This is a genomic window from Pseudomonas sp. NPDC089918, from assembly GCF_050280605.1.
Lineage (GTDB): Bacteria > Pseudomonadota > Gammaproteobacteria > Pseudomonadales > Pseudomonadaceae > Aquipseudomonas.
In genome coordinates this window covers 24,691-42,374 of record NZ_JBNNVP010000013.1, presented here as the reverse complement: position 1 = coordinate 42,374, position 17,684 = coordinate 24,691, and the positions used below count along the sequence as shown (strand labels likewise).

Sequence of the window (17,684 nt, the reverse complement as noted above, 5' to 3'; positions counted from 1 at the left end):
AACCTGCTCTAAAACGTTTTTACACAGCAGGGCCGAAAGCAGACGCCAGTTACCTCACCTAAGCTAGAAAGGAACAAAAAGGGTGAAGGCGTGGCCTCATCCGGTGTACGGACACACCCTCCCAACGCAAAGGAAGCGATGAATATTTTTGTGATGTTCCAGCCGCTGTTCGACATGCTGAAGTGGCTGCTGCCATTATTGGTCCTCGTCATCATCATCAAGACACCCTGGTTCAAGGGCTGGTTCGGTGAGTTGCTGGTGAGGGCATTTGCCCACTATGGGCTGGATGGCCAGGTCTACCGCCGGTTGCACAACGTCACACTGGATACGCCCGATGGCACTACCCAGATCGATCATGTGTTCCTGTCGCCTTTTGGCATTTTCGTGCTGGAGACCAAAAACATGGGCGGCTGGATTTTCGGCGGTGAGCGCCAGGCCCAGTGGACACAGCAGATCTTCCGGCATCGCTTCAGGTTCCAGAACCCGCTGCGGCAGAATTACAAGCACCTGAAAGCGCTAGAAGCGCTGCTCAGCGTTCCGCCCGAGCACATCCATTCTGTAATCGCCTTCGTCGGCGGCAGTAGCTTCAAGACCGTCATGCCGGACAATGTCACCCAAGGCGTCAGCTGCATCCGCTATATCAAGTCCTTTCAGCTGCCTGTGTTTAGCGAAGCGCAGGTGAGTGTAATGGTGAAGGCTATGGAGAGCGGGAAGAGGGACAGTACGCTCACTACCCACTACGAGCATGTACAACGACTGAAACAGCGAAACGACCCTTTGGCGAAACGCCGTTGCCCGCGTTGTGGAAGTGCTTTCGAAATTCGTATCCGTAAGACAGGCGATAGAGCAGGAGAGCGATTCTGGGGCTGCAGCGCCTACCCAAAATGTCGAGCGAAACAGGATTTGGATTAGTCCTCCAGCTACTTCGTCCTGTGAAGACGCGAATGAGAGCAACTGGCTCGTCATCCGTTTCCCGGCAAAAGCGGCCGCTCACGAATCGCCCGTATCGACCCAAAGCTGACATTGCCCTCAGTCAGCTCCAAGTCTTCTCTCGATCCAGTAGGTTGTGGGTATTCAGCGACGCCACGCTCCCTCGGGCAATTCGACCTGCCGCTGGGCCGCAGCCAATGCAACCTTCAACCCCTCTTTATCCAGCGGTACGCAGTAGGCGGGTTTGGCCCGTTCGAATCGCCAGCTTTCATCAAGGCTGCCCGCATCTACCGCGTCGAATCCAATCTCATCCAGCAACGTGATCACCAGCGCTTTCGCCGCCAGGTCATCCGCCGCAATTGGTAGTGCACGCCGGTCGGGCGCCGCTTTCAGGCGCGAGTCCAGCAGCAGGTCCTGGGCGAGGATTGCATTGAACACCTTGACCACGCTGGAGCGGGGCAGATGCTCGGCGAGCAGGCGGCTGGTGGTGGTTTCGAATCGGTCGAGAGCGGCAATGTGACCGTCGCGTTCCGGGTAGTAATTGTTGGCATCCAGAACGGTTTTGCCCTCTAGCCACTTGGCCGGCACGCTTCGGTAATGCTCAAGAGGAATGGCCACGAGTACAACTTCGCCAAATTGTGCTGCGTCCTCGACAGTGCCGACCTGACTGCCAGGAATGCCGCTGAGCACGCTGCTCATGGTCCGTGGCCCACGTGAATTGCTGAGCATCGCCTCGTGTCCTGCCGCGATGACCAATTGCGCCACTGCACGTCCGATGAAGCCTGCCCCAATAATGCCGATACGCATGTCCTTGCTCCGTTGGTTAGTAAGAAGAAACTATGATGATTGCCAACCAGGAGCAGATAAATAATCATCGGCTACCTAGTCTCGTTACCAGGAGTGTTGAATGATGGATCGCCTGACGAGCATGGGGGCGTTTGTGATGGCGGCGGAATCCGGCTCCTATGCCAGCGCCGCCGAGCGATTGGGCCTGTCGCCGCAAATGGTGGCCAAGCATGTTGCCGCGCTTGAGCAACGTCTAGGTGCGCGGCTGCTGAACCGTACCACCCGACGCCAGAGCCTGACTGAGTTGGGCAGCGCTTACTACGAACGCTGCAAGCACATTTTGAGCGAAACTCAGGCTGCCGACTCCCTTGCGCAGATCATGAATGACACCCCGCGTGGCAAACTGAAAATCAGCGCGCCCGTAACATTCGGCTCCTATAGCCTCATGCCGTTTGTGACGGAGTTTTTGCGTCAACACCCGGAGGTCGAAATTGATCTGCATTTGACCGATCGCTTCGTCGATCTGGTGGAAGAGGGGTACGAAGTGGCTTTCAGGATCGGCCCGTTGGTTACGTCCAGTTTGACCGCCAGGCCGTTGGCGCCTTATCGATTGGTAACCTGTGCGGCACCGAGCTATCTCACCGAACGTGGAGTGCCGCAAATTCCGGGTGATCTCAAGAGCCATGAGTGTCTGGGCTATTCCTATTGGTCCCGGCCGGCCGACCGCGAATGGGTATTGTGCAAAGGTTCCGCGGTTGAACGGGTACAGGTCGCCAGTCGGTTGCAGGTCAACGAGAGCAAAGCATTGCTGTCAGCAGCACTGGACGGGTTCGGGATTGTCCTTGGCCCCGAAGACTTTCTTGAGCCGGCATTGCGCAGCGGCGAGTTAGTTCGAGTATTAGCTGATTACCAGGCCCCAAGCCGACAAATGCATTTGCTCTACACGGCCAATCGTCAGAGAACCGCTAAACTGCGACGTTTTATCGACGCTGCGCTCGCCCGCTTTGGTGCTCCTTGAGCAGGTTTTTGAGTTGTCTCAGCCGCATTGACCTGTGATTGATCGTCGCAGGTTACTGCTTCATTCACAGGCTGCTTTTGGCCAGCAGGAACTCAGATAAGTCGATCGCTGGGATTGATCAGGCCACTCTGCTGATTGCGGATATTACCGATAGCGCGATCGACCTTGAACCATTCGAAAGCCTCCGGCGGCTCCCACTGTAATAGCATTATTTGCTCCGCGCGCTTTTCCGATGTAGCTGGATTCAGCCATTCCCGCGACAGTTCGGGATTGAGCGTCACTGGCTGCCAGTCGTGTATATCCACCACGCCGCCCTTGCTGTCGGCGCTGATGAACACGAAGCCGTCATGCGCCTCCGGTGCATGCTCGGCGGTGGGGTACTGGCCTATCGCGGTGCAGAAGATTGGGGCGCGATCCTTGCGCCGGATCAGATAAGGCTGTGTTTTCGCTCCACCTTCGTCCACCCATTCAAACCAGTTGTCGATCGCGATGATCGCCCGATGCGGCCATATCGTTCTGAAGAATGGATTATGGGCAACTCCGTCTACTCGGACCTTGATCGGCGCGGCATGCTCCATTGCCCAGCGTGGCCGCCAGCCCCAGCGCACCATGTCGGCTCGCATAAACTGGCCTTCCTGGTGGAAGAGGGCGAGCTGAGCGGATGGCGCGACGTTGTAGAGCTCTAAAGGCTGGTCTCCTGCATAGTTGATCAATGCGTTTGGAATGTTGAGCGCCGCGACAAAGTCATGAATGCCTCGGTACTGGGAAAGACGTCCGCACATCGTTGGAAGCCTCCGGTTGTGTTTTCAGCGTAGATCAGAACCTGGCGGCTTGATGAGGAAACCTTGTCTCAGTGTCGGCCTGAACATCGATTTGCGGTGTGGCGGCACTGAACCACGGGCCGATTCCCATATTGCTGTTTGTTAATGGCCAGCTAAAAACAAGAAAAGAGACATCGGTCTCTCTTTTTTTCCGGTTAATGCACCACACGCGATACGCGCAACACGTGTCGAAATCAGACTCGTAAATGGCGCACTCGGGCTACTGGCTTTCAAGTCAAGACGCGTAAGGTGACGCGTCACTTCATGGCCGTGTGCGGCTGTGATGCTTGATTTAGAAACTCCGGAGCGTTGAGGTGCGCCGCGTTCGAGACGCGGCAACAGGGAAAAATGATGATCGCCTGACCCTCAGTCAGTACTCCTAACGTCGATCACCAGAGAACAAAAAAAAACAATGAATAACCTGAACTCCAGAGATTCGAACGGTCAGTTGGCGCAGGGTTTTAAGCCGCGTCACGTCACAATGCTTTCTATCGCGGGGATTATCGGCGCAGGTTTGTTTGTTGGCTCCGGACATGCCATCGCTGCGGCGGGGCCGGCGGTATTACTGGCTTACCTGTTTTCCGGTCTTTTGGTCGTTCTGGTCATGCGCATGCTGGGCGAAATGGCGGTTGCCAACCCGGACACCGGATCTTTCTCTACCTACGCCGACCAGGCAATCGGGCGTTGGGCAGGCTTCACCATCGGCTGGCTCTATTGGTGGTTCTGGGTGCTGGTGATACCCATCGAGGCGCTCGCGGCCGGGCATGTATTGAACCAATGGTTCCCGCAGATCGATACCTGGTTGTTTGCCTTGGCGTCGATCATCCTGTTGGTCGTGACTAACCTGTTCAGCGTGTCCAAATACGGCGAGTTCGAATTCTGGTTTGCGATGGCCAAGGTCGTGGCGATCATCGGCTTTATCGGCCTTGGTTTTGCGGTGTTGATGGGTTGGATTCCCGAGCGCGAAGCCAGCGGGTTGAGTCGACTCATGGAGGAACATGGCGGTTTCGCGCCCAACGGTTTGTCCGCGGTTGTCGGGGCATTCATCACCATCATGTTCAGCTTCATCGGTACAGAAGCAGTGACCATTGCAGCTGCCGAATCCAGCAACCCGGCGCAGAACATCGCCAAAGCCACACGCTCGGTGATCTGGCGGATCGGGGTGTTCTACCTGCTGTCCATTTTCGTGGTCATTTCCGTGGTGCCCTGGAATGATCCGTTGCTGGCGTCGGTGGGCTCTTACCAGCGAGCGTTGGAATTGATGAACATTCCCCACGCCAAGTTAATGGTAGATGTGGTGGTGTTGATTGCCGTGGCCAGCTGCATGAACTCGTCGATCTATATTGCCTCGCGCATGCTGTTTTCGCTGGGCAAGCGCGGTGATGCACCGAAGCCGCTGAAGGTGACGTCGTCGTGTGGCGTGCCGAGGGCTGCAGTGATCGCCAGCACCGTACTGGGTGCCGGCGTGACCTTGTTCAGCTACTTCATGCCCGCCGGACTGTTTCAGTTTTTGCTCGCCAGCTCCGGCGCCATTGCCTTGCTGGTGTACCTGGTTATCGCCGTGTCGCAACTGCGTATGCGCAAGATTCTGCTTCGGCAGAATGTCACGCTGACCTTCAAAATGTGGTTGTTCCCCTGGCTTACCTGGTTGGTCATCGCCTTCATCTGCGCAGCGTTGGCGGTGATGATGGTGACGCCCGAGCACCGTATGGAAGTTTCTTCGACCATCGGTCTGGCGCTGGTGATTTCCTTTATCGGCCTTGTGACCGCGCGTCAGCATGGGCAGCCGCGCAGTGCAGTGTCGGCGGAAAGTGCATAGCAGCCATATCAGCATAAACCTGCTTGCGATCTTTTCAGTGCGCCAGCAGTGGCGGGGCGGTTAATACCGCCAGCGCCACGGGCCATTACCGCTCACTGCGAGAAAAAACTTCGATGGCATACGACACCTCCAAGGCCGTTCCTCCCCAAACCATTGGTTTCTTGCTGCTGGACCAATTCACTTTGATCTCTTTGGCATCTGCCATAGAGCCTCTGCGAATGGCCAATCAGTTGACCGGACAAGAGCTGTACCGCTGGCACACCTTCAGCCTGGGGGGCGAGCGGGTGTGGGCGAGCGATGGCATGCCGATCACTCCGGATGCGGCGATCAATAACGCACCGATACTGGACACCGTGATCGTTTGCGGTGGCATTGGCATTCAAAGCGCGGTGACCCGTGAACACATTACCTGGTTGCGAGCCCAGGCGCGGCGCGCGAAGCGGATAGGGGGCGTGTGCACAGGTAGTTGGGCCTTGGCCCAGGCAGGCTTGCTCGATGGCTTCGACTGCAGCGTGCACTGGGAGTTTCTGGCGGCCATGCAGGAAGCTTTTCCGCGAGTGAACCTCAGCTCCAGTCTATTCACCCTTGACCGAGACCGCTTCACCAGCTCCGGTGGCACCGCGCCAATGGACATGATGCTGCACCTGATCAGTCGCGATCATGGTCATGAACTGTCAGCGGCCATCTCCGACATGTTCGTCTACGAGCGAATCCGCAACGAGCAGGATCATCAGCGCGTGCCCCTTAAACACATGCTTGGTACCCACCAACCGAAGTTGCAGGAAATCGTCGCCTTAATGGAGGCCAATCTGGAAGAGCCGATCGACCTCGACGAACTGGCGAACTATGTCAGTTTGTCCCGTCGACAGCTGGAGCGGTTATTCCAGAAATACCTGCATTCCTCACCATCACGCTACTACCTCAAGCTGCGTCTGATCCGCGCTCGTCAGTTGATCAAGCAAACGCCGATTTCGATAGTAGAGTTGTCGGTGGTGTGTGGCTTTGTGTCCACACCCCATTTTTCAAAGTGCTATCGCGAGTATTTCGGCATTCCACCCAGCGATGAGCGCTTGGCGACGCAAACGCAACCGCAAGTGACATCAAGGCCGGTTGCACAGGCATTGCCAATGGCAAGGCCGATGAGTTTGCTGGATCAGGCACGAGATGAATCAACGTTCGCCAGTATCAAAATTCTGAAACCCTGAACGACCCGGTACGCAATAAAGTCAGCATCTGAAACCGAAATTGCGTCGACACCTCCCGAACGATGCACTATTGCATTGTGTTCGAGAAAGCAGCCGCCGTTTGAGCTGCCGCTGACGCTGGCTTCTGGATCCAATCAAGGACGGCTCGGCAAACTGCGCTCTCTGCTCTTTCGATAAGTTGCCAGTGAAGGCACAATGCGCATCCTTTTTTTGGCTGGCCTTGCCGGAGGCCTCGAAATGATCAAGACGCCGTACTACCTCATCGACAAACAAAAGCTGCTGGCGAACATGCAGAAGATCGCTTATGTGCGCGAACAGTCCGGGGCCAAGGCCCTGCTGGCACTCAAGTGCTTCGCCACCTGGTCAGTGTTTGACCTGATGCAGCAATACATGGACGGCACTACGTCGTCGTCGCTCTACGAGCTCAAGCTCGGTCGACAGAAGTTCGCTGGCGAGACCCATGCCTACAGCGTGGCCTGGGCCGACGACGAGATCGAGGAGATGCTCGACAACTGCGACAAGATCATCTTCAATTCCATCGGTCAGCTGCAGCGCTACGCCGAGGCTTCAGCCGGCAAGGTGCGCGGTCTGCGGGTCAATCCGCAGGTGAGCAGCTCGGATTACCTGCTGGCCGATCCGGCGCGGCCGTTCAGCCGTCTGGGTGAGTGGGATCCGGTGAAGATCGAGCAAGTCATCGAGCAAATCTCGGGTTTCATGTTCCACAACAACTGCGAGAACGCCGACTTCGGCCTGTTCGACCAAATGTTGAGCACCATCGAAGAGCGGTTCGGCCATCTGCTGCACAAGGTCGAATGGGTCAGCCTGGGCGGCGGCATTCACTTCACCGGTGAAGGCTACGCGATCGACGAATTCTGCGCGCGGCTCAAGGCCTTCTCGCAGAAATACGGCGTGCAGGTCTACCTGGAGCCGGGCGAAGCCGCCATCACCCAGAGCGCTTCGCTGGAAGTGACCGTGCTCGACACCCTCTACAACGGCAAGCACCTGGCCGTAGTGGACAGCTCCATCGAGGCGCATATGCTCGATCTGCTGATCTATCGCCTGAATGCCAAGCTGGCGCCCAGCGAGGGCGAACACACCTACATGGTGTGCGGCAAATCCTGCCTGGCCGGCGACATTTTCGGCGAGTATCAATTTGATCGTCCCCTCGCCATCGGCGATCGGCTGTCGTTCGTCGACGCGGCGGGTTACACCATGGTCAAGAAGAACTGGTTCAACGGCCTGAAAATGCCGTCCATCGTAGTGAAACAACTCGACGGTAGTGTCGAGGTGGTTCGTGAGTTTGGTTTCAACGACTACATGTCCAGCCTTTCGTAAGCTGGCAGAGAAGGAGAGAGAGAAAAATTGAAGAAGAACGTGCTTATCATTGGTGCAGGAGGTGTCGCCAAGGTGGTGGCCCACAAGTGCGCGCAGCACAACGATGAACTCGGTCGTATTGCTATCGCGTCGCGCAACATCTCCAAATGCCAGGCCATCATCGACAGCGTCAAGGCCAAGGGCAGCCTCAAAGAGCCCGCTGACATCAAAGCCTTCTCGCTGAACGCTATGGATGTCGAGGCGACCAAGGCGCTGATCCGCGAAACCGGATCGCAGATCGTCATCAACGTCGGTTCTGCCTTCCTCAACATGTCAGTGCTGCGTGCCTGCATCGATACCGGCGTGGCCTACCTGGACACCGCCATTCACGAAGAACCGGGCAAAATCTGCGAGACGCCGCCCTGGTACGGCAACTACGAGTGGAAGCACCTCGAGGAATGCAAAGAGAAGAACATCACCGCCATCCTCGGTGTGGGCTTCGACCCTGGTGTGGTCAACGCCTATGCAGCGTTGGCGCAACAACAGTATTTCGACCGTATTGATTCGATCGACATTCTCGACGTCAATGCCGGCTCCCATGGCAAGTATTTCGCCACCAATTTCGATCCGGAAATCAACTTCCGCGAATTCACCGGACAAGTGTGGAGCTGGCAGAACAGTCAGTGGACCAGCAACACTATGTTCGAAGTCAAACGCACCGACGACCTGCCGGTCGTAGGGGCGCAGAACCTGTACCTGACCGGCCACGATGAAGTGCACTCCCTGTCCAAGAACCTCGGCGTGCCCAACGTGCGTTTCTGGATGAGCTTTGGCGAGCACTACATCAATGTGTTCACCGTACTCAAGAACCTCGGCCTGCTCTCCGAGCAACCGGTCAAAACCGCTGAAGGCCTGGAAGTCGTGCCGCTCAAAGTGGTCAAGGCTGTGCTCCCTGATCCGAGCTCGTTGGCGCCTGGCTACACCGGCAAGACCTGCATCGGTGACCTGGTAAAAGGCACCAAGGATGGCCAGCCGCGCGAAGTGTTCATCTACAACGTCGCCGACCACGAAGAAGCCTTTGCCGAAACCGACAGCCAGGGCATTTCCTATACCGCTGGCGTGCCACCTGTGGCGGCAGCCCTGCTGGTCGCACGCGGGGAGTGGGATGTGCAGCGCATGGCCAACGTCGAGGAGCTGCCGGCCGAGCCGTTCCTCAAGGCGCTGGATGTGATGGGTCTGCCGACCCGCATCAAGGACGAGAATGGAGACCGTCCCTGGAGCTGAAACGCCTGAGGCGTGCGAAATACAGGTGAATCTTGTATTTCGCTCCAAACACAAAAACGCCGCTCATTGAGCGGCGTTTTTGTTTGTGCGTCATCTGTTGTGCCAATCCCGGTGCGGGATTTTATTGCATGGGGACTTGCGACCGTGGATACACGTCCTGTTTTTTGATCACACTGGCCAGGCGCGGCTTATCACCTGGCGCCAGTAATCGCTCGATGGCGCCACCCACCATGTTTTCCAGCAGATTATCGCGCTCTTGTTCATCCAGCGAATAGTGCGTCAGCCAACTGGGCGCGCTGTTAAGCAAGGCGCCAATGGCATGACCGGCGGCCAACACGCCCTGTTCACTGAACCGGGGGCGGATGCGCAGTATCAGCAGCAACTTGCGTTCGTATTGCTCGCGCAGTTGCCGGACCCGTTCCTGCTGCTCTTCATTCAGGCAGCCGCTGTCGCGCTCCACCAGACGAAAATGCCAGGGCATCTCCTGATGCAGATTCAGGTGCGCGCGAATCAATTGGTTGAGTCTGTCGCGTTTTGCCGGGGCCGTTTGTTCGATGCGCCCCAGGGTGGCCAGCAGCTCTTCGTAGAACTCCTCGATCAGGTCGAGCAGCAAGTGCTGCTTGCTGGGGTAATGGTGATACAGCGAGCCTGGAGCGAGCCCCAGGCAGGTCGCGAGCTCACGCATGCCGACTTGACCGAAACCCTTGCTGGCAAAGAGCTCCAGCACCTTGTCCCGGTATTCGGCGAAGCGTGAGCACCGCTCAGGCATAGGCATGGAAGCCACGCCCCGTTTTGCGTCCCAGGTAACCGGCGGCGACCATTTCCTTGAGCAGTGGAGCGGGGCGGTATTTGCTGTCGTTGAAGCCGTCATAGAAGGCTTCAAGGATTGCCAGCACGGTGTCCAGGCCGATCAGATCCGCCAACGCCAGCGGGCCGATCGGTTGGTTGCAGCCCAGGCGCATGCCGGCGTCGATGTCTTCGACGCTGGCCAGGCCTTCCTGAAACACCAGGATCGCTTCATTGATCATCGGCACCAGAATCCGGTTGACCACGAATCCCGGACGGTTGCCGGCGGTGATTGCTGTTTTGCCGAGTGTGGTCGCCATGTCCAGCGCCAAGGCGTGGGTGGCATCGCTGGTTTGCAGGCCACGAATCACTTCGATCAGGCCCATTACCGGCACCGGGTTGAAGAAATGCAAACCGATGAAGCGCTCAGGCTGACTGACGCTGGCAGCTAGTTGGGTAATGGACAGCGACGACGTGTTGGAGGCGATCACACAGTCGGCGCTGACCTGCGCGGCGATTTGTTGCAGCAGCCGCAGTTTCAGGTCGAGGTTTTCGGTGGCGGCTTCGATCACCATTTGTACGTTTTGCAGGCTGTTGTAATCGGTACTGGTGCGAATCTTGTCGAGGGCAGCGAGCTTTTGCTCATGCGTCAGCGTGTTTTTGGCGACCTGCCGATCGAGGTTTTTATCGACGGTCGCGATTGCCTTTTGCAAGGCACTCTCGGCAATGTCGATCAAGGTCACGTTGAAACCGGCCAGGGCGCAGACTTGCGCGATGCCATTGCCCATGGTGCCGGCGCCGATGACGCCAATGTTCTGAAGATTCATGCGCATGTCCTTATCAAACCCGCTCGAACAACACGGCGATGCCTTGGCCGCCGCCGATGCACATGGTCGCCAGGGCATAACGACCCTGACAGCGATGCAGTTCGTGAATGGCTTTGGTGGCGATGATCGCGCCAGTGGCGCCCACCGGATGGCCCAGCGAGATGCCCGAACCGTTGGGGTTGACCTTCTGTGGATCGAAGCCCAGTTCTTGCGCTACGGCACAGGCTTGGGCGGCAAAGGCTTCGTTGGACTCGATCACATCAAGGTCGGCAACGGTCAGGCCGGCGCGCTTGAGCACCAGGCGGGTGGCGGGAATCGGTCCCAGACCCATCATCGACGGTTCAACGCCTGCGTGGGCATAACCCACCAGTCGAGCCATAGGCTTGAGGCCTTGTTCCTGAACAGTCTGGCCCGTGGCCATGATCAGTGCGCCGGCACCATCATTGAGGCCGGACGCGTTGCCGGCGGTGACGCTACCGTCTTTTTTGAAGGCGGGTTTCATACGGCTCAATTGCTCGGCGTTGACCTCAGCCCGAACATGCTCATCCGTCGCAAACGTAACCGTCCCTTTGCGGGTTTCAATTTCGATCGGCACGATCTGCCCCGCAAAACGCCCTTCGGCAATCGCCCGGGCAGCACGCTGCTGGCTGAGCAGCGCCAATTCATCCTGGGCCTGACGCGTGATGCCATAGTGCTCGGCGATATTTTCAGCGGTGATCCCCATGTGGAAACCGGCAAACGGGTCTTGCAGTGCCCCAAGCATGTAGTCGACGGCCTGCATGTCGCCCATGCGTGCGCCCCAGCGCGCCTGCGGCAACAAGTACGCGCCTCGGCTCATGGACTCGACGCCGCCTGCCAGCGCAGCGCCCGCATCCCCCAGCATCAAACTTTGCGCGGCACTGACAATCGCCTGCAAACCCGAACCGCAAAGGCGGTTGACGTTGAAGGCGGGGGTCTCTTTCGTCAGGCCGGCATTCATCGCGACCACCCGGGAGATGTAGGCATCGCGTGCCTCGGTCGGGATCACATGTCCCATCACGGCATGGCCGATGTGCTCGGGCGCCAGGCCTGATCGTTCGATAGCGGCGCGGCAAACGTCGGTTGCCAACTGAATAGGCGGCACATCCTTGAGTGAACCGCCAAAGCTGCCGATGGCAGAACGGACGGCGCTCACTACAAAAATATCGGAATGGTTCATGTTGGCTCTCTGAATAGGTCTTTTTTGTTGGGCACGAGTCTAGAATCAGCAGCGCCACTGGCCTATGCCAAAACTGTTCAAGGGTGATGGCGTTTTTTGCCATATTCAGATGTGACGAGAGAGGCATTCAAATGCGGGAAACGGATTCGGTGGCGGTTTACTTCATGTACCCCATGATCCATGCACTACGTGAAGAACCGCAGCGTCTGCGGTCAGTGCTTGAACAAGTGGGAATTGATCCGGCATTGATGGATCAGCCGACGGCACGGGTGCCGGCCACGGCTTTCGCCGCGTTGTGGCTGGTGCAGATTCGTGAGTTGAACGACGAGTTTTTCCGGTTGGACTCCCACGGTATGCCACCGGGCAGTTTTGCCTTGATCTGTCGGGCATTGATTCAGGAGCCGACGCTGGAAAAAGCCATGCGTCAGTGCCTGGCCAATTTCGCCCTGTTCCTGCGTGATTTTCGTGGCACGTTGAGTGTGCGTGGCAAGCGTGCGGTCATCAGCTTGCAGACCCGTGCGCAGAACAGCGAGGTCAGCCGGTTGGGGGAAGAAACGTTTCTGGTGTTGATGATCAGCCTGCTGTGCTGGCTGGGTGGGCGGCGCATTCCGATCGATCGTGCGGACTTTCGTCATCAGCGTTTGTCGCTGCGTGATGATGCCATGCTCTGGGGGCCCAACTTGACCTTTGGCACCGAACGCACCGAAATCGAGTTCGCCAGTCACTACCTGCGCCTGCCGGTGATTCAAGACCTTGCTTCGTTGAAAGTGTTTTTACGCACCGCACCGCAATGGCTGGTGATCCGCTTCCGCAACCAGCATGGGCTGACGTCGCAGGTTCATCAGCGCCTGCGCCACAGCCATTACAGCGAATGGCCGACCTTGCAGGCCTTCGCCCTGGAACAGCACCTGAGCCCCAGCACCTTTCGCCGCAAACTGGGACGTGAAGGCTGTTCGTATCAGGAGATCAAGGATGAAGTGCGGCGCGCGGTGGCGTTTGACCGGTTGCGCCAGAGCAAGGCGAGCATCAGCGATATTGCCGAGCAGTTGGGATTTCAGGAGCCGAGTGCGTTCCATCGCGCGTTCAAGAAGTGGACGGGGGAGAGCCCGGGGCGGTATCGGGCGCGGTTTCAGGCCTCGGAGGCAACTGATTCATGAATTGCGCTTGCTCGCGATGCGCAGACCCGCGAGCAGTTCCTCCGTGCCATGACGCTGAACATCGGCCCTGTAACGCCTCAACCGCTTACCGCTGCGTTGCCACTTCTGAGGCCCGTTGCGCCATCACAAACAAAGTCAATAAATGCTCGTAACTTTGGCGTCAGGTAGCGGCTCGACGGCCATACCACCTGGATGTTCAGAGTGCGCAGCACTTTGTCGTCCAGTATTGACACCAGCTCTCCGCCCGCCAGTGCCTCGCGCACCGCAAACTCAGGGACGCAGGCGATGCCCAGGCCTTGGCGGGCCATGTGGATCAGCATTTCAAGATTATTGCAGACCATCGTGGCCGGTACTTTCAACTCAGCACCTTCGGCAAGCCCCGGCAGTGGCCATTTTTCCAGTTTGCCCGTGGAGGGCAGTTTGTAATGCAGGCAGTGGTGCTCCTGCAGTTGCTCGACATTCTGCGGGTAGCCGTGGCTCGCAAAGTAACTGGGGGCGCCGACGAGGTAGAAGCTGAAGCTGTCGAGTTTCCTGGCCATTAACCGGGAGTCGTGCAACTGGCCAGTGCGCACCACGGCGTCGAATCCTTCCTCGACCACATCCACCAGCCGATCGGTGAAGTCCAGTTCCAGCTGGATTTCTGGATAGTGCTGCATGAATCGTGAGAGCTGCATGAACAGCACGTTGCCCAGCAGCGGCAGGCTGATGCGCAGTTTACCTCGCGGTGTCTCGCTGAAGCTGGAGAGTTCCTGCTCGGCGGCTTCCAGTTCGTTGAGCACCCGGCGGCAGCGCTCCAGAAACAACGAGCCTTCGCTGGTCAGGTTGATGCTGCGGGTATTGCGATGGAACAGGCGTGCGCCGAGTTTCTCTTCCATGCGCGCGATGCTCTTGCCCACCGCCGAGGCGGAGATCCCCAACAAACGACTGGCCCCAACAAAACTGCGGCTTTCGGCAACCTGCACAAACACCGTGATGCCATTGAGCTTATCCAACACTCACTCCTTTGATTGCGGACAAAAAGGTCCGTGGACCTCGGAATTGTAGCCTCTGTTTCCTGACAACGGCCCCCTCTACCCTCGAGACATCGAGTCATTCATCCAACTATTCAGGCCCGCCAATGTCAGTCAACGAACCGCTCCGCCCATCACAGTCTCTACGCTCGCGCATCGACGCGGTGCTGGAGCAGACCTTGCACGATCAGCGCCTGGTAGGCGCAGTGGTGCTGGTGGCTCACCGCGGCAAGCTCATTTACCAGCGCGCGGCCGGGTTGGCCGACCGGGAGGCGCAGTTACCGATGCGCGAGGACGCCTTGTTTCGGCTGTCTTCGGTATCCAAGCCAATCGTTTCGGTGGCGGCACTGGCGCTGATCGGCCAGGGCAAACTCAACCTGGATGACGACATCAGCCGCTGGCTGCCTTACTTCAAGCCGACCCTGAGCGACGGCCAGCCAGCGACGATCACGGTGCGTCAATTGCTGAGCCATACCGCCGGCTTCACGTATGGTTTTCTGGAAAGCGATCAGGGTGGTCCTTATCGTGACGCCGGTGTGTCCGATGGCATGGAGCGCAGCAATCTGACGCTAGAAGAAAATCTGCGTCGCCTGAGCCACGCGCCCTTGTTGTACAAACCTGGCAGTTCGTGGGGCTATTCGATTGCGACCGATGTCTTGGGCGGCGTGATTGCAGCGGTCACCGGCACCTCGCTGGCCGCCGCAATCGACGCGCTGATCGCCAAGCCACTGGGTTTGCGCGATATCGGTTTCAGCGTGTCCGACGCCAGCCGCCTGAGCCCGGCGTACCTGAACGATCAACCACAGCCGCGGCGTATGAAAGAGCTGGAAGTGGTGCCGGTTTTCGAAGGCACCGCCGGCATCAAGCTGGAGCCGAGCCGGGCCCTCGACCCACAGGCTTTCAACTCCGGTGGTTCGGGATTGATCGGCAGTGCCGGTGAGTTCCTCCAGTTGCTCGAAACCCTGCGCAAAGGCGGGGCGCCGTTGTTGCCTGAAGCGCTGGTGGAAGAAATGGCCACCAACCAGACCGGCGAGCTCGAACTGGAAAACTGGCCCGGTCGCGGCTTCGGTCTGGGCTTTACCGTGCTCAAGGACCCGGCCGTCGCCCAGACGGCCGAGTCGGTGGGTAGCTGGCGATTGGGCGGTGCCTATGGACACTCCTGGTTTGTCGACCCGGCCGAGCAATTGACGGTCGTTGCCTTCACCAATACCGCCTTCGAAGGCATGTTCGGACAATTTACCGTCGACCTGTGCAACGCCGTTTATGGGGCGAATAACAGTGACCGCAACAAAGTCGTGGTCACGCTGGAGTCAGACTCATGAAAATGCTCCATCCGATCTACTTTCTCGCTCTAGGTCTGTTTGGCGTTTACACCATTGAGTTTGGCGTGGTCGGAATTCTTCCGGTGATCATCGAGCGCTTCGCGATCAGTGCGTCCCAGGCCGGCCTGTTGGTGGGGCTGTTTGCGCTGATCATTGCGGTCTTCGGCCCGGTTATGGTCTTGCTGCTGTCGCGCTTCAATCGCAAGAAGATCCTGACGATTGCATTGTTCATTTTTGCCGGCACCAGCGTGCTATCGGCCTACGCACCCAACTTTGAATCGCTGATGGTGCTGCGGATCATCCCTGCGTTGTTTCACCCCGTGTACTTTTCCCTGGCCTTTGTCGCGGCCGTTTCGTTGTACCCACCGCAGGAGTCGACCCGCGCAGCTGCCAAGGCCTTTGTCGGCACCAGCATGGGCATGGTGTTGGGGGTGCCGTTGACGACGCTGATCGCGGCGCAGTTTTCCTATGAAGCGTCGTTTCTGTTCTGCGCCGTGGTCAACTGCATTGCCGGTCTGGGGATCATTGCCAAGCTGCCGGACGCGCCCGACAAACAGCGGGTTTCCTATAAAGAGCAACTGGCCATTCTGCGCAAGTTCCCGCTCTGGCTGAACATCACCGCCTCGACGCTGATTTTTGCCGCGATGTTTTCCGTCTACAGCTACTCAGCCGAGTATCTGGCCAAGGAAGCGGGCATGAGCGCGCAGATGATCAGCATCCTGCTGGTGGTTTTCGGTATTGGCGGCGTCGCGGGCAATTTGTATGCCGGCCAGCTGATCGGGCGGAACATGGTTCGGACAACCATCCTGCACCCGATCCTGCTGGCCAGTGCCTATGGTCTGTTGTACCTGTTCGCCGGCCCGTCCCTGATGACCATGCTGGTTATCGTGGTGATCTGGGGCGCGACCCATACCAGCGGGCTGATTGTCACGCAAATATGGCTGACCTCCGAAGCACCGGAAGCGCCCGAATTCGCCACCGGCATTTATATCTCGTTCATCAACATGGGCGTGACCATGGGGTCAACTACTGGTGGGTGGTTCTTGGCACGCATGGGCTTGCAGGGCACCCTATACAGCGGTTTGTTATTTGCCGCGCTGGCCGTGTTGGTCATCGTGGTTAAAGTCCTGTTTTTCAGTGCCGAGCCGCGCAAGGAAGGCGCGCAGATCGCCGCGGATTGAGTTGAACTCGTCGTGCGGCTTAGGCGAGAACATGCGATTGGCTTTGCATCGCTCGTTCAAGAAAATCGATGAACGCGCGCACCTTTGCATTCAAAGCCGATCGCTCGGTGACGCAGGCATAGATGTGCATCGGCTCAGGCTCCGCGCAAGCTGCGTTGCGACTGCCCGGCTCGAACAACGGTAGAAGGCGGCCGCTGTCGATCAATGGTTGAGCGATAAAGCTCGCCAGACGTGCGATCCCGCCGCCGTTTACAGCAATCTGCGCGATAGTGTCGATGTCATCGCAGATGAAGCCCGGGTTGACTTTGGCCTCGAAGCGGCTGCCATTGAGTACAAAGGTCCAAGGCAGAAAACGACCATCCGTTGGATAGCGAAAGACAAGGCAAGTGTGTTGCTTCAGCTCCTCAGGTGTTATCGGTATGCCCGCGCGGTCGAGATACGCGGGCGCCGCGCAGAATACGAAAGGAAACGAAGCGATATGCCGGACAATGAGCTGATCGTTCAGTTGCGCTTCGATGCGGATACTGACGTCGACGCCCTCCAGCCGATGATCAACGCTGCGATCCGTATTGATCAGTTCGATGTCGATGCGCGGATAGGCGTCCTTGAACGCGGGCATTAATGGCGCGAGTACATGCCGACCAAATGCCGCAGTGGTGGCGATGCAAAGCGGCCCCTGCGGTTTGGTGGCGACCGTGGCAGCTTGCGAGGCGCGATCGATATCGCCCGGGATGTGACGCACTTTCTCGAAATAGCGAGTGCCGCTTTCGGTGAGCGCCATACTTCGGGTTGTACGAGAGAGCAGGCGCACGCCCAAGTGGGCTTCGAGTCGCGTGATGCTCTGGCTGACCGCTGCGGCGCTCATGCCTTGGGCACGGGCCGCCGCCGCGATGCTGCCGTTTTCTACCACACGGATATAGGTATTGATCAAACCAAGAATATCCATCGGGCCCTCATACTCGATTCGTTGATTTTGCTTAAGAAAGATTCAAGCGCAACGCGTCTACCGACGCGTTTGGCAGCTTG

Annotated in this window: 16 protein-coding genes; 9 read left to right on the top strand and 7 right to left on the bottom strand. The window is 58.0% G+C overall.

Annotated elements, in window-relative coordinates:
* Positions 1-138 precede the first annotated feature (138 nt).
* Positions 139-912 carry an NERD domain-containing protein gene (locus ACQKPC_RS11755; protein ID WP_427624709.1) on the top strand — a complete coding sequence of 258 codons (774 nt, stop codon included), beginning with the start codon at positions 139-141 and terminating at the stop codon, positions 910-912.
* Positions 913-1,074: 162 nt separating this feature from the next.
* On the opposite strand, the gene ACQKPC_RS11750 is transcribed toward ACQKPC_RS11755, so the two are convergent.
* A complete protein-coding gene (locus ACQKPC_RS11750; protein ID WP_427624708.1) occupies positions 1,075-1,737 on the bottom strand; it encodes an NADPH-dependent F420 reductase in 663 nt (220 codons plus the stop codon).
* Positions 1,738-1,837: 100 nt separating this feature from the next.
* Here ACQKPC_RS11750 and ACQKPC_RS11745 point away from each other — a divergent pair, with 100 nt between their 5' ends.
* Entirely contained in the window at positions 1,838-2,734 is an 897-nt protein-coding gene (locus ACQKPC_RS11745; RefSeq protein WP_427624707.1) for a LysR family transcriptional regulator, read from the top strand.
* A 92-nt stretch (positions 2,735-2,826) separates the two neighbouring features.
* Here ACQKPC_RS11745 and ACQKPC_RS11740 read toward each other — a convergent pair whose 3' ends face one another.
* Positions 2,827-3,516, bottom strand: a complete 690-nt coding sequence (locus tag ACQKPC_RS11740) for an SOS response-associated peptidase family protein (protein ID WP_427624706.1) — start codon at positions 3,514-3,516, stop codon at positions 2,827-2,829.
* Between the two features lie 451 nt (positions 3,517-3,967).
* On the opposite strand from ACQKPC_RS11740, the gene gabP reads away from it, so the two are divergent.
* From gabP to ACQKPC_RS11720, 4 genes are all read left to right on the top strand, one after another.
* On the top strand, positions 3,968-5,374 hold the full coding sequence (gabP, locus tag ACQKPC_RS11735; RefSeq protein WP_427624705.1) for a GABA permease: 1,407 nt from the start codon (positions 3,968-3,970) through the stop codon (positions 5,372-5,374).
* Between the two features lie 113 nt (positions 5,375-5,487).
* Entirely contained in the window at positions 5,488-6,579 is a 1,092-nt protein-coding gene (locus tag ACQKPC_RS11730; RefSeq protein ID WP_427624704.1) for a GlxA family transcriptional regulator, read from the top strand.
* 237 nt (positions 6,580-6,816) lie between these two features.
* Positions 6,817-7,914, top strand: coding sequence for a carboxynorspermidine decarboxylase (gene nspC / locus ACQKPC_RS11725; RefSeq protein WP_218395090.1), 1,098 nt, complete (start codon positions 6,817-6,819; stop codon positions 7,912-7,914).
* Positions 7,915-7,941: 27 nt separating this feature from the next.
* Positions 7,942-9,177 carry a saccharopine dehydrogenase family protein gene (locus ACQKPC_RS11720; protein WP_033036557.1) on the top strand — a complete coding sequence of 412 codons (1,236 nt, stop codon included), beginning with the start codon at positions 7,942-7,944 and terminating at the stop codon, positions 9,175-9,177.
* 121 nt (positions 9,178-9,298) lie between these two features.
* Here ACQKPC_RS11720 and ACQKPC_RS11715 read toward each other — a convergent pair whose 3' ends face one another.
* The 3 genes from ACQKPC_RS11715 to ACQKPC_RS11705 are packed head-to-tail and all read right to left on the bottom strand — an operon-like array spanning position 9,299 to position 11,988.
* Positions 9,299-9,952 carry a TetR/AcrR family transcriptional regulator gene (locus ACQKPC_RS11715; protein WP_427624703.1) on the bottom strand — a complete coding sequence of 218 codons (654 nt, stop codon included), beginning with the start codon at positions 9,950-9,952 and terminating at the stop codon, positions 9,299-9,301.
* Positions 9,939-10,790: a 3-hydroxybutyryl-CoA dehydrogenase gene (locus tag ACQKPC_RS11710; protein ID WP_427624702.1), complete on the bottom strand. Its 852-nt coding sequence runs from the start codon at positions 10,788-10,790 to the stop codon at positions 9,939-9,941. The genes ACQKPC_RS11715 and ACQKPC_RS11710 overlap by 14 nt, the downstream gene beginning before the upstream one ends.
* 13 nt (positions 10,791-10,803) lie before the next feature.
* Positions 10,804-11,988 carry an acetyl-CoA C-acyltransferase family protein gene (locus ACQKPC_RS11705; protein ID WP_192344502.1) on the bottom strand — a complete coding sequence of 395 codons (1,185 nt, stop codon included), beginning with the start codon at positions 11,986-11,988 and terminating at the stop codon, positions 10,804-10,806.
* Between the two features lie 131 nt (positions 11,989-12,119).
* Between ACQKPC_RS11705 and ACQKPC_RS11700 the strand changes: the two genes are divergently transcribed.
* A complete protein-coding gene (locus ACQKPC_RS11700) occupies positions 12,120-13,145 on the top strand; it encodes an AraC family transcriptional regulator (protein WP_427624701.1) in 1,026 nt (341 codons plus the stop codon).
* Positions 13,146-13,222: 77 nt separating this feature from the next.
* Here ACQKPC_RS11700 and ACQKPC_RS11695 read toward each other — a convergent pair whose 3' ends face one another.
* Complete coding sequence (locus ACQKPC_RS11695) at positions 13,223-14,137, bottom strand: LysR family transcriptional regulator (RefSeq protein ID WP_427624699.1); 915 nt, start codon at positions 14,135-14,137, stop codon at positions 13,223-13,225.
* 125 nt (positions 14,138-14,262) lie between these two features.
* On the opposite strand from ACQKPC_RS11695, the gene ACQKPC_RS11690 reads away from it, so the two are divergent.
* Both ACQKPC_RS11690 and ACQKPC_RS11685 read left to right on the top strand, forming a co-directional pair.
* Entirely contained in the window at positions 14,263-15,477 is a 1,215-nt protein-coding gene (locus tag ACQKPC_RS11690) for a serine hydrolase domain-containing protein (protein WP_427624697.1), read from the top strand.
* Positions 15,474-16,658: an MFS transporter gene (locus ACQKPC_RS11685; protein ID WP_427624696.1), complete on the top strand. Its 1,185-nt coding sequence runs from the start codon at positions 15,474-15,476 to the stop codon at positions 16,656-16,658. The genes ACQKPC_RS11690 and ACQKPC_RS11685 overlap by 4 nt, the downstream gene beginning before the upstream one ends.
* Before the next feature lie 19 nt (positions 16,659-16,677).
* On the opposite strand, the gene ACQKPC_RS11680 is transcribed toward ACQKPC_RS11685, so the two are convergent.
* On the bottom strand, positions 16,678-17,604 hold the full coding sequence (locus ACQKPC_RS11680) for a LysR family transcriptional regulator (RefSeq protein WP_427624695.1): 927 nt from the start codon (positions 17,602-17,604) through the stop codon (positions 16,678-16,680).
* Positions 17,605-17,684 lie beyond the last annotated feature (80 nt).

Coding starts and splice junctions, on each gene's coding strand:
- ACQKPC_RS11680 (WP_427624695.1), bottom strand. CDS start 17,604: ATGGATATTCTTGGTTTGATCAATACCTATATCCGTGTGGTAGAAAAC.
- ACQKPC_RS11700 (WP_427624701.1), top strand. CDS start 12,120: ATGCGGGAAACGGATTCGGTGGCGGTTTACTTCATGTACCCCATGATC.
- ACQKPC_RS11715 (WP_427624703.1), bottom strand. CDS start 9,952: ATGCCTATGCCTGAGCGGTGCTCACGCTTCGCCGAATACCGGGACAAG.
- ACQKPC_RS11705 (WP_192344502.1), bottom strand. CDS start 11,988: ATGAACCATTCCGATATTTTTGTAGTGAGCGCCGTCCGTTCTGCCATC.
- gabP (WP_427624705.1), top strand. CDS start 3,968: ATGAATAACCTGAACTCCAGAGATTCGAACGGTCAGTTGGCGCAGGGT.
- ACQKPC_RS11755 (WP_427624709.1), top strand. CDS start 139: ATGAATATTTTTGTGATGTTCCAGCCGCTGTTCGACATGCTGAAGTGG.
- ACQKPC_RS11730 (WP_427624704.1), top strand. CDS start 5,488: ATGGCATACGACACCTCCAAGGCCGTTCCTCCCCAAACCATTGGTTTC.
- ACQKPC_RS11685 (WP_427624696.1), top strand. CDS start 15,474: ATGAAAATGCTCCATCCGATCTACTTTCTCGCTCTAGGTCTGTTTGGC.
- ACQKPC_RS11710 (WP_427624702.1), bottom strand. CDS start 10,790: ATGAATCTTCAGAACATTGGCGTCATCGGCGCCGGCACCATGGGCAAT.
- nspC (WP_218395090.1), top strand. CDS start 6,817: ATGATCAAGACGCCGTACTACCTCATCGACAAACAAAAGCTGCTGGCG.
- ACQKPC_RS11690 (WP_427624697.1), top strand. CDS start 14,263: ATGTCAGTCAACGAACCGCTCCGCCCATCACAGTCTCTACGCTCGCGC.
- ACQKPC_RS11745 (WP_427624707.1), top strand. CDS start 1,838: ATGATGGATCGCCTGACGAGCATGGGGGCGTTTGTGATGGCGGCGGAA.
- ACQKPC_RS11740 (WP_427624706.1), bottom strand. CDS start 3,516: ATGTGCGGACGTCTTTCCCAGTACCGAGGCATTCATGACTTTGTCGCG.
- ACQKPC_RS11750 (WP_427624708.1), bottom strand. CDS start 1,737: ATGCGTATCGGCATTATTGGGGCAGGCTTCATCGGACGTGCAGTGGCG.